Source organism: Streptomyces sp. NPDC050422 (assembly GCF_044458665.1).
Classification (GTDB): Bacteria; Actinomycetota; Actinomycetes; order Streptomycetales; family Streptomycetaceae; genus Streptomyces.
This window is the reverse complement of sequence record NZ_JBITIE010000006.1, coordinates 230,300-245,466: the sequence shown is the minus strand read 5'-3', so window position 1 is coordinate 245,466 and position 15,167 is coordinate 230,300. Positions and strand designations below refer to the sequence as shown.

General features: G+C 70.2%; 10 protein-coding genes and 2 pseudogenes. 2 read left to right on the top strand and 10 right to left on the bottom strand.

Annotated features, from left to right (window positions below):
• Positions 1-139 precede the first annotated feature (139 nt).
• The gene (locus ACIBJG_RS10970) at positions 140-1,717 is read left to right on the top strand and encodes an alpha/beta hydrolase (protein WP_399306815.1); all 1,578 of its coding nucleotides are present in this window, start codon (positions 140-142) and stop codon (positions 1,715-1,717) included.
• Positions 1,718-1,783: 66 nt separating this feature from the next.
• On the opposite strand, the gene ACIBJG_RS10965 is transcribed toward ACIBJG_RS10970, so the two are convergent.
• The 3 genes from ACIBJG_RS10965 to ACIBJG_RS10955 form a co-directional block, all read right to left on the bottom strand.
• Positions 1,784-2,833 (bottom strand): NAD-dependent epimerase/dehydratase family protein, encoded by a 1,050-nt coding sequence (locus ACIBJG_RS10965; RefSeq protein WP_399306813.1) that lies wholly within the window; start codon positions 2,831-2,833, stop codon positions 1,784-1,786.
• Between the two features lie 64 nt (positions 2,834-2,897).
• The gene (locus tag ACIBJG_RS10960; RefSeq protein WP_399306810.1) at positions 2,898-3,611 is read right to left on the bottom strand and encodes a lysophospholipid acyltransferase family protein; all 714 of its coding nucleotides are present in this window, start codon (positions 3,609-3,611) and stop codon (positions 2,898-2,900) included.
• A 188-nt stretch (positions 3,612-3,799) separates the two neighbouring features.
• Positions 3,800-4,177: a substrate-binding domain-containing protein gene (locus ACIBJG_RS10955; RefSeq protein ID WP_399306807.1), complete on the bottom strand. Its 378-nt coding sequence runs from the start codon at positions 4,175-4,177 to the stop codon at positions 3,800-3,802.
• A gap of 50 nt (positions 4,178-4,227) precedes the next feature.
• On the opposite strand from ACIBJG_RS10955, the gene ACIBJG_RS10950 reads away from it, so the two are divergent.
• A complete protein-coding gene (locus tag ACIBJG_RS10950; protein WP_399306805.1) occupies positions 4,228-4,845 on the top strand; it encodes an Ldh family oxidoreductase in 618 nt (205 codons plus the stop codon).
• A gap of 170 nt (positions 4,846-5,015) precedes the next feature.
• Here ACIBJG_RS10950 and ACIBJG_RS10945 read toward each other — a convergent pair whose 3' ends face one another.
• The 7 genes and pseudogenes from ACIBJG_RS10945 to ACIBJG_RS10915 all read right to left on the bottom strand — a co-directional run bounded on the left by ACIBJG_RS10945 (position 5,016) and on the right by ACIBJG_RS10915 (position 15,096).
• On the bottom strand, positions 5,016-7,136 hold the full coding sequence (locus ACIBJG_RS10945) for a glycoside hydrolase family 6 protein (RefSeq protein WP_399306801.1): 2,121 nt from the start codon (positions 7,134-7,136) through the stop codon (positions 5,016-5,018).
• Between the two features lie 203 nt (positions 7,137-7,339).
• Positions 7,340-8,095 (bottom strand): annotated as a pseudogene (locus ACIBJG_RS10940) (cellulose binding domain-containing protein); the annotation flags it as partial.
• Positions 8,096-8,125: 30 nt separating this feature from the next.
• Positions 8,126-8,815 (bottom strand): annotated as a pseudogene (locus tag ACIBJG_RS10935) (hypothetical protein); the annotation flags it as partial.
• Between the two features lie 62 nt (positions 8,816-8,877).
• Positions 8,878-11,634, bottom strand: coding sequence for a glycoside hydrolase family 48 protein (locus ACIBJG_RS10930; RefSeq protein ID WP_399307219.1), 2,757 nt, complete (start codon positions 11,632-11,634; stop codon positions 8,878-8,880).
• 238 nt (positions 11,635-11,872) lie between these two features.
• Complete coding sequence (locus ACIBJG_RS10925; RefSeq protein WP_399306799.1) at positions 11,873-13,408, bottom strand: endo-1,4-beta-xylanase; 1,536 nt, start codon at positions 13,406-13,408, stop codon at positions 11,873-11,875.
• A gap of 748 nt (positions 13,409-14,156) precedes the next feature.
• On the bottom strand, positions 14,157-14,363 hold the full coding sequence (locus ACIBJG_RS10920; RefSeq protein ID WP_399307217.1) for a cupredoxin domain-containing protein: 207 nt from the start codon (positions 14,361-14,363) through the stop codon (positions 14,157-14,159).
• 196 nt (positions 14,364-14,559) lie between these two features.
• Positions 14,560-15,096 carry a hypothetical protein gene (locus ACIBJG_RS10915; protein WP_399306796.1) on the bottom strand — a complete coding sequence of 179 codons (537 nt, stop codon included), beginning with the start codon at positions 15,094-15,096 and terminating at the stop codon, positions 14,560-14,562.
• Positions 15,097-15,167 lie beyond the last annotated feature (71 nt).

Sequence of the window (15,167 nt, the reverse complement as noted above, 5' to 3'; positions counted from 1 at the left end):
GCCGGTGTCCGGTTATCGATTCGGTAAAGAAGTGCGTGTGCGATCTGTTCTCAGGCGGCTCACAGGAGACAGGATCCGCGGGAGGTTCCTACTGAACTGCGCCGCACCCGAAGGCGCTTCACCATGGGGGAGGTTCCACTTGAGACGCACAGCAGCGTTCGGCTCGGCCGGTGCTCTGATCGCGGGCACGCTCATAGCGGGCGCGATAGCCGCACCGGCTGCCACCGCCGACGGCCGCCACCACAACGGCTCCGAGGCACGCGGCGTCCAACAGGCCGCGGCACGCGCGGCCAGGGCAGGCATCGACTGGGCGGACTGTCCGGCCGACTGGGCCATTGCCGCACCGATCCAGTGCGGATGGGTCACCGTCCCGCTCGACTACGCACGGCCCGACGGCAAGCAGATCAAGATAGCCGTCGACCGGCACGTCAGCACCGGAACCAGCAGCGAACGCCAGGGCGCCCTGATCTACAACCCCGGTGGTCCCGGCGGCTCGGGCATGGCGTTCCCCAAACGCATCGCCACGAAGAGCCCGCTCTGGGTGAACACGGCGAAGGCCTACGACTTCGTCGGCTTCGACCCCCGCGGCGTCGGCCACTCGGCGCCGATCTCCTGCATCGACCCGCAGGAGTTCGTCAAGGCCCCCAAGGCCGACCCGGTGCCCGACTCCGAGGCCGACAAGCGCGCCCAGCGCAAGCTCGCAGCCGAGTACGCGGACGGCTGCGCCGAACGCAGCGGCGAGATGCTGCCGCACATGACCACCCCCAACACAGCACGCGACCTGGACGTCATCCGGGCCGCGCTGGGTGAGGAGAAGCTCAACTACCTGGGCGTCTCCTACGGCACCTACCTGGGCGCGGTCTACGGCACCCTCTTCCCGTCCCATGTCCGCCGCATGGTCGTCGACAGCGTCGTCAACCCGGCCAAGGACAACATCTGGTACCGGGCGAACCTCAATCAGGACATCGCCTTCCAGAAGCGGTGGGGCGACTGGAAGGACTGGGTCGCCGCCAACGACGCCGTCTTCCACATCGGCGACACGCCGCAGAAGGTCGAACAGGAGTGGCTGAAGCTGCGCGCAGCCGCGAAGAAGAGCCCGATCGGTGGAGTCCTGGGCCCCGCCGAGCTCATCGGCTTCTTCCAGAGCGCGCCGTACTACGACTCCGCCTGGGCACCCACCGCCAGGACCTGGAGCGCCTACCGGGCCGGTGACACCCAGGCACTGATCGACGCGGCCGCGCCCGACCTGTCGGACACGGCGGGCAACATCCGGTCCGAGAACAGCAACGCCGTATACACCGCGGTCGAATGCGCGGACGCCAAGTGGCCCACCAACTGGCGGACGTGGGACCGGGACAACACCCGGCTGCACAAGGACTACCCGTTCATGACCTGGGCCAACGCCTGGATGAACCTGCCGTGTGCGACCTGGCAGGCCAAGCAGCAGACCCCGCTGAACGTCCGCACAGGCAAGGGTCTGCCGCCGGTGCTGATCGTTCAGTCCACGCGTGACGCCGCCACTCCGTACGAGGGCGCCGTCGAGCTGCACAAGCGCTTCGAGGGCTCGCGCCTCATCACCGAGGAGGGCGCCGGTTCGCACGGCGTCACCGGCCTGGTCAACCCCTGCGTCAACGAGCGGGTGGACACCTACCTGCTCACGGGGAAGACCGACCGGCGCGACGTGACGTGCACCCCGCACGCCACGCCGAAGCCGTAACACCCCGAGTGACGGAACGGGCCGCCGGTACGACACCGGCGGCCCGCTTCCGTCTCCACGACCGGCTCACGCCTCCCGGTCGTACCGCTCCAGCCAGGCGTCCTCCGCCGCGTAGTCGAAGAGCCCGGTGCCGTAGGCGCGCACCATCGCCGGATAGGCGTCCGTCCAGTCGCGGTCCGTCAACTGCCCGGCGATCCACTCGACCGTCTCCGGCAGCGAATCGGCGTAGCCCGTCACCGCCCGGTACCCGAGCTCCCGCTCCGCGGCGCTCATGTCGTACACGACGGGATGCGGAGTGCTCCAGGGCGTGTCGCCCACGCCCTCCGGTGTGGCGGCCCCCGGCATCAGTACGGTCCGCGCGCTCCGGCCCAGCACCGCGTCGACCGCCTCGCCGATCTCCGCGACGGTCGGTGCCTGCGGATCGGCGGCGTTGAGCACCCGCGAACCCGGCCGCAGAGCGGAGAGGCGGATCAGCTCGGCCACATTGGAGCTGTGGACCGGATGGAAGCGCGAGGTCCCCCTGTACGCCAATACCCGCCGCGTGCGGCCGTCCAGGGCGCGCTTCACGAAGTAGAGCTCCCGCGGTGAGCGGCAGTGCGGGCCGTGGACCGCGCCCGCCCGCAGCAGCGTGACCGGCAGCGCGTCACCCGCCGCCAGCAGGTCACGTTCCAGCCGGATCTTCCGCGTCGCGTACGTGGCCCCGCCCGGGGCGACCGTGGCCTGCGACTCCGGGATCGGCACCGGGTAGCGGGGGGCTCCGTCCGGATCGCCCTGCGTATCGAAACTGCGGCCGCTCTCGTCCTCGTACACCGCGCCGCTGGAGACCACCACCGCCGAGCCGATCCGGTCCGCCAGCGCGGTCAGCTGCCGGGCGTGCTGCTCCCCGTACGCCACCATGTCCACCAGCACGTCGCAGCCGTCGCCGAGCGCTGCCGCGAGCGCGCCGTCCTCGTCGCGGTCCAGTGCCACCGTCCGGACGCCGGCGTCCCAGCTCCCGTCACCACCGCCGCCGCGCGAGGCCGCGGTGACCTCCCAGCCGTCCTCGACGAGCGAGCCCACCGCGGCCCGCCCGATCTGGCCCGTCGCTCCCAGCACCCATGCGTGTCCCTTGCTCATGCATCGGACGCTAGGGCCTGCGCACCGCGCTGACCAGCCGGGTTCACCGATCGCGAATCCGCCCTCAGCGTTGCCGTTTCGGGAACTTCCCCGCACCGTCGGCCTGTTCGGCCGCCTTCACCTTGGCCGCGTACTCGTCGACGTACTCCTGACCGGAGAGTCCGAGGATCGCGTACATGATCTCGTCGGTGACCGCCCGGATCGCCGCCTTCTCGTTCTCCAGGCCGGCGTAGCGGGAGAAGTCCAGCGGTTCGCCGAAGCGGATGGTGACCTGCTTGATGCGCGGGAGGACCTTGCCGGGCGGCTGGATCTCGAACGTGCCCACCATGGCGCACGGCACCACGGGGACCTGTCCCCGGATGGCCATCACCGCCACACCGACCTTGCCCTTGTAGAGCCGGCCGTCGTGCGAACGGGTGCCCTCCGGGTAGATGCCGAGCAGCTCACCCCTGCCCAGCACCCCGAGCCCCTCGCGGATCGCGGCCTGCCCCGCGTCCTTGCCCGACCTGTCCACCGGGATCTGGCCGATGCTGTGGAAGAACGCCGCGGTCAGCCGGCCCTTCACGCCCGGGCCGGTGAAGTACTCGGCCTTCGCGAGGAAGGTGATCCGCCGCTTGATGATCGCCGGCATCAGGAAGTGGTCGGAGAAGGACAGATGGTTGCCGGCGATGATCGCGGCGCCGTCCGCCGGAATGTGCTCCATCCCCTTGATGACGGGACGGAAGAACAACCGCAGCAGCGGCCCCAGGACGACGTACTTGAGCACGTAATAGAACACGGGCGGCTCCAAGCTCTGCCGGATCGGCTCCGGGGCTACGTTCTCCCAGGGCGGCGGATGCCTCAATGAGCACAGCCTAAGGGCTGTCCCCGTCTGCGAGCGGGGCGGCGTGATGTCGTACGCATCGGTGCGAGCCCGGATCCCGGATGTTACGGGGCCGGACGCGCCCTCTCCGGACCCGTCGCGGCTCAGGGACAGTACTGCGGTGCCTGGTCCAGGTTGTTCTTCGTGACGAGGACCAGGGGGACGGAGTCGATCCGGTCCGCCTTCTTCCCGGCGAGCAGGGCCAGCACGTTCCTGACGGCCATGGTCCCGTTCACCTGAGGGGAGTTCGTGACCGTGGCGGACGGCCGGCCGCTCCTGATGGCGGCCAGGCTCTTGTCGGTGCCGTTGACCGTCACGATCCTCACCCCCTTCGCCCCGGCCGCGTCGAAGGACCCGCGCACGGCGAAGGCCATCGCCTCGTTGGCGACGAAGGCGTAGTCGAGGCCCGGGTGTTCCCGGATCATGTCCGCCCCGACCTCCCCGGCCCGCACCGGGTCGAACATGCCGGGCCGGGTGGCCACGACCTCGGCGGTGCCCGGCAGCGCGGCGGACCGGAGCCATCGGCTACTACGTGTCGAAGATCGCCGAACAGGGCCTGGTCGGCATCGGCTTCGTCTCCGGGATGCCCAACATGGGCTACACCGGGGTCAAGGGTGCCGCCGTCGCCACCAGCCCCCTCGCCATCGCCGTACCGGCCGCGGACCGCGCCCCGCTGTTCCTCGACATGGCCACCGCCACCATCGCCCTCGGGAAGATCCGCCAGGCGAAGGCAAGTAATACGCCCCTGCCCGAAGGGGCCGCGGCCACCGCCGACGGCCGCCCGACCACCGACCCGGCCGAGGCCGGCATGCCGCTGCCCCTCGGCGGCGCCAAGGGCTCCGGCATGTCGCTGGCCTTCGAGCTGATCACCAGCGTGCTCGTCGGTGCGCCGATCTTCTCCGCCTTCCACTCGGACGACGCCCAGGGCCGCAAGCACCGGCAGAACGCGCTCCTGGTCGCGATCGACCCGGCGGCCTTCGGTGACCCCGAGGCCTTCGTGGCGTCCGTGGACGCCACCCTGGGCACGCTCAAGCAACTGCCCCCGGCGGACGGCGCGGACGGGGTGTACTACCCCGGCGAACGCAGCGCCGCCACGGCCGCCCTCCGCGGTGAGAACGGAATCGCGGTGGCCCCCAAGGTCTGGCAGTAGCTGACCGCGGCCGCAGCCGAGGCGGGCATCACCATCCCCGCCGCGCTCTGAAAGCCCCGCACATGACACCGCCCCCTGCCGGCTTTCCGGCAGGGGGCGGGTCCGTGGGGAGCCCCGGGGCCCGGCCCCCGTCACCATGTCAGGACGGGGTCGGGGACCGGAGAGCGGGATCAGGGTGCGGTGCCCCAGGCGAGCGCGCCGGTGACGTACACACCGATCTTCGCCGCGTCCGTGTAACTCGTCACGGTCGAACGGCTGTAGTCGTCCGCCTCGTTGAAGTTGGACCAGTCGCTCTTGTTCAGCCGCAGCTGCATCTCACCCGTGGACGCGCCCGCCGCCAGGGTGCCGCTGCCGAAGCCGACCTCCAGGTAGTGGCTGGCACCGGCCGCCGAACCGGCGGTCTTCACACCGTGCGTCAGGGTTCCGCAGCCGATGACCGCCCAGTCGCACGACGTGCCGAAGGTGGAGGCCCCGGCCTCCGGGGTGAACCAGTAGCGCACCTTCACCGTGGACAGGTCCACCGCGGTGGTGCCGGTGTTGACCAGCTGCAGACCCATCCGGATCTGGTTGTCGGTCGCGGAGGAGTCCGTGTTCTTGTACTGGACCTTGAGCGCACCCGTTCCGGTGCCGCCGCCGGCGGACGTGGTGGCGGACAGTGCGGCGGAGGCGGCCGAGACGTTGCCGGCCGCGTCCTTGGCCTTGACCGTGTAGCTGTACGCGGTCGACGCCGCCAGACCCGAGTCCGTGTACGAGGTGGTGGTGGAGGAGCCCACCTTCACACCGCCGCGGAACACGTCGTAGCCGGTCACGCCGGTGTCATCGGTCGACGCCGTCCAGGACAGCGAGACGCTGCCACTGGTCTTCGCCGTCACGGTCACACCGGCCGGCGCCGTCGGCGCCTGGGTGTCGTCGCCTCCACCCGGGTTGCCACTGCCGTCGATCGGCGGGTAGGCGTTCTTCACGAGCTCCTGGAACTGAGCGGAGAACCAGTGACCCGCGAGCGGGGAGTTCGCCAGGGCGCCGGTCATGCTGTTGCCGTTGCGGCCGTTGCCCTCGTACGTCGGGTCGCACATCCGGTCGAAGCCCTTGCCCTCATCGTTGTCGATGGGGGCGCTGTTGCCGTCCGACTCGCCCGGGGGCTTGGCCCACACGTACGCGTCGATGCCGGCCTCGGGGGCAGCCGTGGGACGCTCGCCGATTCCGGCGCCGCTCTGGTTGCACCAGTTGCCGGCGTGGATGCGCCGGTCGACCCGGCCGCCGTTGACGTAAGCGTCCACACTGGTCGTCGGGCCCGCGGAGGTCGGGCGCGCGGAGCCGCCCCAGCCGTTGCGGGCGGTGTCGATCAGCATGCCGATGTTGGAGTTGAAGCCCTCGGACACCAGCAGCGTGCGCAGTGCCTGGGCGAACGTCAGTTCATCGGTGTAGTAGTTCCAGTCGACCCACTTCGACTGGCGCACCGTGGTGCCGTTCACCGAGTCGGTGATCTTGAAGTTCGGCTCCTTGAGGGCCGAGTAGTTGGCCGTGTTCACGATGAACCCGGCCACGTCGTCGACCGTGGCGCCTTCGGACGTGGCGGCCTTCTTGAACTCCGTGGCGGCCGGGCCCATGTTGCTGTCCCAGCCCAGCCAGCCGTGGTGGGCGGCGTCGATGTAGTTGTAGACGTTGGGAATGGCGCCGAGGGTGTGCAGGGCGTAGCCGACACCCTTCTCGTAGTTGCCGTTCGCCTTCATCGTCGCGCAGGCATCGGTGGAACCGGCGGTGCCGCCCGCGTTGGTGACGATGTTGGGCAGCGAGTCGGGCTCGATGATGGTGACGATCCGCAGGCTCGCGTAAGCAGGGTCGGCGAGGATGTCGGAGATCGGGTCGATGTACTCGTTCTTGTACCGGTCCAGCTCCGTGGGGCCGAGCTCACCGTTCGATGCCAGCGCCGCGCAGTCGCGCCCCGGCAGGTCGTAGATGACGACCTGGAACAGGTTCGCCCCCTGGTCCAGCGCGGTGTCCAGGTGCTCGCGCAGACTCTTCGCGGAAGCCGAGCCCTCGATGGCCGCGATGCGGTCCATCCAGACGAAGGCCGGCGTGTCGGCGATGGCGGCGCCACCCGGTTCGGCCGCCGCCTTGGCGGACCAGTCCGGGTTCACGTATGCCGTGGCGCCCACATAGGGGTTGTCGACCCGCGCGGCTGCCGACGCGGGGGTGGGGATCGCCACCATCAGCGCTGTGCCCATGGCCAGGGCGGAGACTGCGGCCAGCCTCCGGCGCAGCCCGTGCATGATCGTGCCTCTGCTACTCATTGCGGCTCCGTGCTCCTCTCGTACGCCTGCGGAAGCTCCCCGCAGACGGGTTGTGGGGGTGTTGCTCCGGGACACCGTCGGCGGAGACGGTGACCCGTGGTGCGTCGGTGAGGACGGTGGTGGTTCCCCGATGGCGGGCACAGCGGGGCGATTCGACAGCCCGCCATCGGGAGCGGTGGGGCGGCCGGCCGTTCAGCGGCCGGTCACGGGGCGGTGCCCGCGGCCAGGGCGCCGTTGACGTACACCCCGACCTTCGAGGCGTCGGCGAAGGCCGTGTTGGCGGCCCTGCTGTAGTCGTCGGTCTCGTTGAAGGCGGACCAGTCGGCCTTGTTGAACCGGAGCTGCATCTCCCCGGTGGAGGCGCCGGGGGCCAGGCTGCCGCCGGTGAAGCCGACCTCCAGGTAGTGGTCCGCGCCCGGGCCCGCGGAACCGGCCGGCACCACGCGGTGGGTGACCGCGCCGCAGCCGGTCACCGCGTAGTCGCACGAGGTGCCGTACGAGGCGGAGCCCGACTCACCGCTGAACCAGTAGCGCAGGGTGACCTTGCTCAGGTCCACCGCCGCGGTGCCGGTGTTGACCAGCTGGAGGCCGGGCCTGATCTGGTTGTCGCCGGGCGATGCGTCGTTGTTCTTGTACTGCACCTTGAGCGCACCGGTGCTCCCGCCACCTCCTGCCGCGGTGGTCGCGCTGACCGCAGTGGAGGCCGCGGAGGTGTTCCCGGCCGCGTCCCTGGCCCGCACGGTGTAGCTGTGCGAGGACGAAGCGGCGAGTCCGGTGTCGGTGAACGAGGGGGACGTGCTGGAACCCGCCTTGACCCCGTCGCGGTAGACGTCGTACCCGCTGACACCGGTGTCGTCCGTCGCCGGGGTCCAGGACAGGGAGACCGAGCCGGCGGTCGTGCCGGTCACGGCCACACCGGCCGGCACCGTCGGCGCCTGGGTGTCCCCGCCGCCACCGGACTCCGTTCTCGCCTCGAAAGCGAACTCGTTCATCCCGAGGCCCTGACCGCCCTGCCAGATCTCGAACCCCGCCTCGGCGTCGATCAGGTAGTGCGCCGGGTTGATCGATCCGCGTCCGACGCCGTCGTCGATCAGCTCCAGTACATCGAAGTCGGCGAGTTCGGTGGCGCCGCCCTGCAGGACGTACGAGATCACCTTCCAGCCGGAGGCGCCGGAACCGGTCCAGACGTCCCAGTTCCGGCCGTCGAGCTGCACCGTCGCGGTGCGGGACCCGATCGGCTGGACCCCGCCGCGGTGGTTCATCCAGATCATGACCTCGGTGCCGTCCGGCTGGTCGTCGGTGACCGGCGCCGAGTTGAACCAGATGTCCATCGACACGTTGTACGCCCCGGAGTCGACCTGGGTGGTCGACCAGTCGGTACGTACGCTGCCCAGCTCGTCGACGCGCAGTGGCAACCCGCTGTCCGTCGTGCACGCCCCCCAGTGACATCCCTTGTAACTGGAGGGGTACGTCGCCGGAGCACCGTTCGTCGGGAGGGAGAACGAGGACCTGGTGACGCTCCACGCGCCCGTGTCGGGGTCGACGCTGACGCACTGTTCGGTCTCGGAGTTCCACTCGTTCTGCTGGTAGAGGTACTCCCCGCCCTGTAGTTCGGTGGTGCCCCACGGGGTGCAGTCGGTGACCGGCGCGGCCGAGGCGGCCGGAGCTCCGGTGAGCATCGACGCGGCGGCGAGCACCAGCGCCGCAGCGACCCCGGCCAGTGCCGGGAACTTCGGGCGGGTCACGGCTCGACCCCCCAGGCGAGGGCGCCGGCGACGTAGGCGCCGACCTTGGAGGAGTCGGCGTACGCGGTGTTGGTGGCCCTGCTGTAGTCGTTGCTCTCGTTGAAGTTGGACCAGTCGCTCTTGTTGAGCCGCAGCTGGAGCTCACCCGTCGACGCACCTGCGGCCAGCGTGCCGGCACCGCCGGTGAAGCCGACCTCCAGATAGCGGTCGGCGCCCGTCTTCGGGCTGGAGACGGCGACCACCGAGTGGGTGATGGTGGACGAGCCGAGCGCGGCGTAGTCGCAGTACGTGCCGAAGGTGCTCGGGCCGCCGTCTGCGGTGAACCAGTAGCGCAGCTTCACCGTCGACAGATCGATCGGGGCGCTGCCCGTGTTCAGCACCTGCAGGCCCAGCCTGATCTGGTTGTCGCCGGTGTTCGAGTCACTGTTCTTGTACTGGACCCTCACCGCGCCGGTGCCGGTCGAGCCCCCGGTCTTCGTGGTGGCGGTGACCGCGGCCGACAGCGCCGAGGTGTTGCCGCCCGCGTCCCGTGCCGCGACCGCGTAGCTGTACTCGGTCGCCGCGGCGAGATCCGGGTCGGTGAACGTCCGGGTGGTGGCGGTCCCCGCCAGCACCCCGTTGCGGTACACGTCGTAGCCGGTCACGGCGACGTTGTCGGTGGAGGCCGACCAGGAGAGCGACACGCTGTTGCTGGTCGTCGCCGTCACGGTGAGGCCGGCCGGAGCCGTCGGCGGCTCGGTGTCCCCGCCGGGCTCGCCGCCACCGTCCACCAGCAGCTCCGCGTAGATCGCGAAGGCCAGTGCGAGGGCCGCCTGCGCCCAGAAGCGGTGGTACGTGAACGTGGGGGCCGCGCCGCCGTCGAGGTAGGCCTGCACCTTCGGCCAGTCCGGGTCGTCCTTGTACCAGCTGCGGATGTCGATGAACGTCGAACCCGGCTCGATAGTGTCGCCGTTGGGCATCGTGCCCGACCACCCGGCCGGGATGTACACCTCGTCGTTGAAGCGGTTGTAGTCCTTCCTCGTCTCCGGGACCGAGATGCCCTTGTCCGTGGCGTTCAGCGCCATCGCGTCCAGCAGCGCCTTGGCCAGTGCCGCGGCTTCCTCGTCACCCGACTTGGCGGCGTAGTACGTGAGCGTCTTGACGTACGCAGCACCCACACCGACGTCGTTGGCATAGTCCACGACCGTCACGTGCAGACCCGCGTTGGTCCCGGGGGACGCCGCGTTCCAGGTGTCGGGCTGCCCCGTCCAGTTGAGCGTGGAGGGGAAACGGAAGCTGCCGTCGGCGCCCACCGTCGTCTCGGACGAGGCCCAGGCGACCCACTTGGACAGCACCGCCTCGGCGGTCGCGTTGCCCGTCTCGTGGTAGTACGCGGCGAGACGCTCCATGCCCCAGGCCTGGAAGCCGAACCAGTTGTTGCTCGGCGGGTCGTGGTAGACCGGCTGCCAGTCGTAGGCCATGCCGTAGAAGGTGGGTGTGCCGGCCGGCGGCTCGCTGTAACTGCCCTCCCAGCTGTTCGTGCAGCCACCCGCGAAGGCGCCCTCGCTCGACTGCAGCCAGGTCAGGAACTCCAGCTGGCGGGTCAGGCTCTTGGACCAGTCGCCCCTGGCTGTCGCCGACTTGGGGGTCAGCGACGGCACGTTGGACAGTGCCCAGGCCGCCAGCGGATTCTGGTAGCCCTGGTGGGAGGCGCCGTCACCGATGCGCCAGGCCCAGCCGCCGCCACTGCCGGCCGCCGCACCGCCCCAGGCGTAGTACCAGGACAGCAGGTAGTGCTGGGAGTCCCGGCCCGTCGCGGCCGGGCAGGAGGCGGGGTCGGTGCAGTCGCCGACTCGCTTGAAGTACTTGTCGAACATGGCGTAGCGGAGGTAGTCGCCCATTTTTGCGGCCTTCGCGACCGAGGCGGTGACCTCGCTCGCCTTGCCCTGGGCCGAGGCCCAGCGGAACGCCCAGTAGGCGGCCTGCACCGCGCGGGCGTCGGCGTCCGGCGCGTTGGTGTACTTCCACTGCTTGGCGTAGCTCGCGTCACCGACGAAGAGGTCCAGATATCCGTTGGGACCGCCGTACTCGAAGAGGTCGGTGGTGGGCTGCGGAACGGTCTCCCACACCGACTCCTGCGCACCGCGCTGGTAGGTGTTGATGTAGGAGGCCCCGGCGCCCGGACCGGACTCGCCGCCGGTGCCCGGCTTGTTGCCGTACCCGTAGACGTTGTCCAGGTCCATCAGCCAGTGCATGCCGTAGACGTCCATCGTCCCGTAGGACGAGGCGAGTTCGGTGGCGAGCGGGTCCGTGCCCACCTTGACCGTGGCGTCCAGGGCCGAGGGGTAGCCGCTGGGCAGCGGGTGCTCCGGGGCGTAGGTCGCGGGGGCCGACGGGTTGTAGGAGTCCGCGGTCGACTGGTCGGCGTGCTGGGGGATGATCGTTTTCTCGGCCACCGCCCAGGCCTCGTTGAAGGGCGCCCAGTCACCGGTCACCCGTCCGTACGCGGCCTCCAGCCACATCCAGAAGCTGACGGCCTCCGACGTGGTCTGGTGGCCGTGGTCGGGCGCCTCGACCATCAGGGTCTCGACTGAGTGGTACGGCAGGCCGTCCGGGCTGAAGTAGCCGTTGGCGGCCGCCTTGATCTTGCCGTACTGGGTGAGGAAGGCCTGGGTGTACGGGTCGTCGGCTGCGGACGCACGGGAGCCCGTGCCGGCCTCCGGGGACGCGGGCTCGGCGACGGCGGTGCCCTGTACCAGGCCCATGGCCAGCAGGCTGCCGCCCAGGGCACTGCTGAATGTTCTCCGTGATATCGACACAAATCCTCCATTGGCGGGTGTCGTTGGGGAGGGAGGGGACGAAAAGAGGGACGGGAGATGCGGCGGAGAAGGAGCGGAGAGGGAACGGGAACGCGCGGGGAGTAAGCGGGGAGGTGCGGCGGGGAAGCGCGGGGAGTGAGCGGGGAGGTGCGGCGGGGGAGCGGAAGGCGGTGCGGGCCGGTGTGGCCGGCGGTCAGGGCTCGATTCCCCAGACGAGCTCGCCGTCGACATACACGGCGATCCTCTCGGCGTCCGCGTACGAGGCACCGGCGCCGTGGCTGTAGTCGTCGGACTCGTCGAAGTTCGACCAGTCCGTCTTGTTCAGGCGCAGCTGGATCTCTCCGGTGGTGGCGCCCGGCGCCAGACTGCCGCTGCCGAAGCCCACTTCCAGGTAGTGGTCGGCGTCTGCCTCCGGGGAGCTCACCGCGGCGACCCGGTGGGTCACGGTGGAGCAGTCGATCGGGGACCAGTCGCACCAAGTGCTGTACGTGGAGGCCCCGTTGTCGGAAGTGAACCAGTAGCGGACCGTCACGTCCGAGAGGCTGACCGACGTGCCACCGGTGTTCACGAGTTGGAGACCGGGCTTGATCTGGTTGTCGCCCGTGGAGGAGTCGCTGCTGCGGTACTGCGCCTTGAGCGCGCCGGGGTCGCCGCCCTCGCCGCCTCCGGGGTCGCCGCCCAGTGCGGTGCGTACGGCGGAGTACGCGGGCTTCGGCAGCAGGTTCTCGTCGTACAGATTGGCCGCGCCCTCGCCCGGGAACGTGCTCGGGACCCAGGAGTACTTGTCCGTGTAGTCCCAGGCGGTGATGCCGACGCAGCGCTCGACCGCCAGACAGGCTTCGGTCACCTGCCGGTAGTACGAGCCCTGCGTGGCGGTCTTGGCGGCGTCGGCCGGCAGCTGCATCCGTACGTCGAGTTCGGTGACGGCCACGTCGAGACCGAGGTCGGCGAACCGCTGCATGTTCGCCCGCATCTCGTACGGGAAGCCGTACTGGACGGCCAGGTGCGCCTGCATGCCGACGCCGTCGAGCGGCACGCCCTCGTCCAGCAGCTCGCGCGCCAAGGCGTACATGGCGTCGCTCTTCGCGCCGAGCCCCTCGATGTTGTAGTCGTTGACGTACAGCTTGGCGTCCGGGTCCGCGGCATGCGCGGCGCGCAGGGCGGTGGCGATGTAGTCGCTGCCCATGGCGGTGTAGAAGGGACTGGTGCGGAAGGTCCCGTCCTCGTTGAACGGCTCGTTCACCACGTCCCAGGCGGCGACCGTGCCGCGGTAGTGCGTCGCTTCCTCGGTGACGTGGTTCGTCATCGCTGCCTCGACCCGGTCCGAGGGGAGTGCGCCGACCCAGGCGGGCAGTTGGCTGTGCCAGACGAGGGTGTGGCCGCGTACGGTCTGGTCGTGCCGCTGCGCGAAGTCGGTGATCACATCGCCCTTGGCGAAGTCGAACCGGCCCTGCACCGGCTCGGTGGTGTCCCACTTCATGGAGTTGCCGGGGGTGATCTGCCCGAACTCGGAGCCCAGGGTGGCCGCGTAGGCGGCATCGGGCAGTTCGGGGTTGTCGGTGGCGGAGCCGAAGTACTTGCCCTGGGCGGCGGCGAGTTCATGCAATGTGCCCTGCTGGGCCGCGGTCGCCGGCCCACCCGTCAGGGTGGTGGCGAGGGCCAGGGCTCCGACCAGGAGGGTCGGGAGCCCTCCGGCGCGGCTGTGTCTACAGCGCTTCACCAAGCTCATGACAAACGCCTTCCTCGGCCGGGCAGCGTGGAGCGTTACGGGGAGCGCGGCTGCGCCCCGCAACGCCCTTTTCGACGCCCGGTGTTGGGGGAGAAGGGAGGGGAGTGGAGTGTGCAAGTCTTGATTGTGGGAGCGCTCCCAAGGTGGCGTGGTGATAGGCACCTGTCAAGACTTAAATCACAACTGCCTTACGAGCGCGTTAACTCGTCCACACGTCGAACGGGCGCCGGGGGCGTAGGAGTTGACCGCCCCGCCGGCTGCCGCGCGCACCCGTCGGCGGACGTGTTCCCGCCGGTGCGTGAACACTGCGTCCGGCGCAGGGGTGACGGCGCGGGCGCGGCGGGTGAGGCGTGTTCGCGATTGCGTGCGAGCGGCTGTGGAGGACGCGGCGGGTGCTCGTGTGGGCGGGCACGGTGCGTGATGGGCCGGGAGGGCTGCGTTCTAGTGCGACGCCTCCCCGCAGGGCGTCGCCAACGCCGGACGCCGCCTGCGCGTCGACGGGAAAGCCGCTGCACATTCACGCGAGGGTCGAAGGCCCCGGCCCGACGGGAAGGGCTCCCGCCGGCCGCCGGTCGGCGGCGCGGGTAGTGGAACCGTGTACAGATCTTGGGCGGAGAGTGACGAACGAGCTCCGCCGCGCGCGGAGCGGACGGGGCACCGGGGCGCCCTGCCCGGCATACGCGATGGTGTAGGCCGGGCGGTGTTCCGGCCGGGCGAACCGGTCTGCGGAACGCCGCGCCGACCCGCCTCAGCGCACCATGAGCGTGCCGTTCATCGTCGGATGGATGGTGCAGATGTACGGATACGAGCCCGGCCCCGCCGGAGCGTCGAAGGTGACCGTTTGCCCCGACTTCACCTCGCCGGTGTCGAAGGCATTCTTGCCGGTGGCCGTCACCGTGTGGGTTGCGGCGTCCTTGTTGGTCACGGTGACCTTCGTACCCGGGGCGACGGTCAGGGTCGGCCGGATGGAAGGCGAAGTCCTTGATCGTGATCAGGGCGCCGCCCGCCGACGGCGAGGCTTTGGAAGGGGTGGGGGAGGCAGAGGACGAGGAGCCGCCACCGCCGCCGGAACAGCCTGTCAGGGCTGCGGCACAGGCCATCGAGACCACCACGGCGATGCGTGCCCGGGCGGGGAGCAGTGCGAGCACGGGTCAGTACCCCCCGTTGTTCGAGGCCGAGGCCGAGGGGGAGGGTGCGGCCTTCGTGATCTTGTTCCCGGCGGTGTCGAGCACGTACCAGGCCGCACCGAAAGCGTTCGCCCCCTGGCCGTTGGTGTCGCCGGCGTTCGTGTCGCCCGCATAGCGGTACAGCGGGTGACCGTTGTAGGTGATCTCCTTGCGGCCGTCGTCGCGCGTCGTGGTGCCCAGCAGGCCGGCCTTCGCGCCCGTGCCCGCGACCGGCTTGCCGGTGATCGTCACGGGTGGCCAGGACTTCGCGCAGTCACCGTCGCAGGTCGGCCGGGAGGTGGTGTCCGCCTCCCAGAGATAGAGGGTCCGGCCCTCACCGTCGACCAGGATCGTGCCCAGGGGGCTCGACGCGGACGCAACGGTCCCGGACGCCGACGTGCCGGTCGCGGACGGCGTGGCCGAGGCCGAGCCGCTGCTCCCGCCGCCGTCCGAACATCCGCCGAGTACGGCGGCCAGCAGGCACACCGTCGCGGCCGCGGCCGCTCCTGCGCGGTTCCCCATCACGAACTCCTCGGGTCCGGCCACCGTGTCGGCGGCACCGTGGCCCGAACAGTAGAGGCGGACCGGCCCGG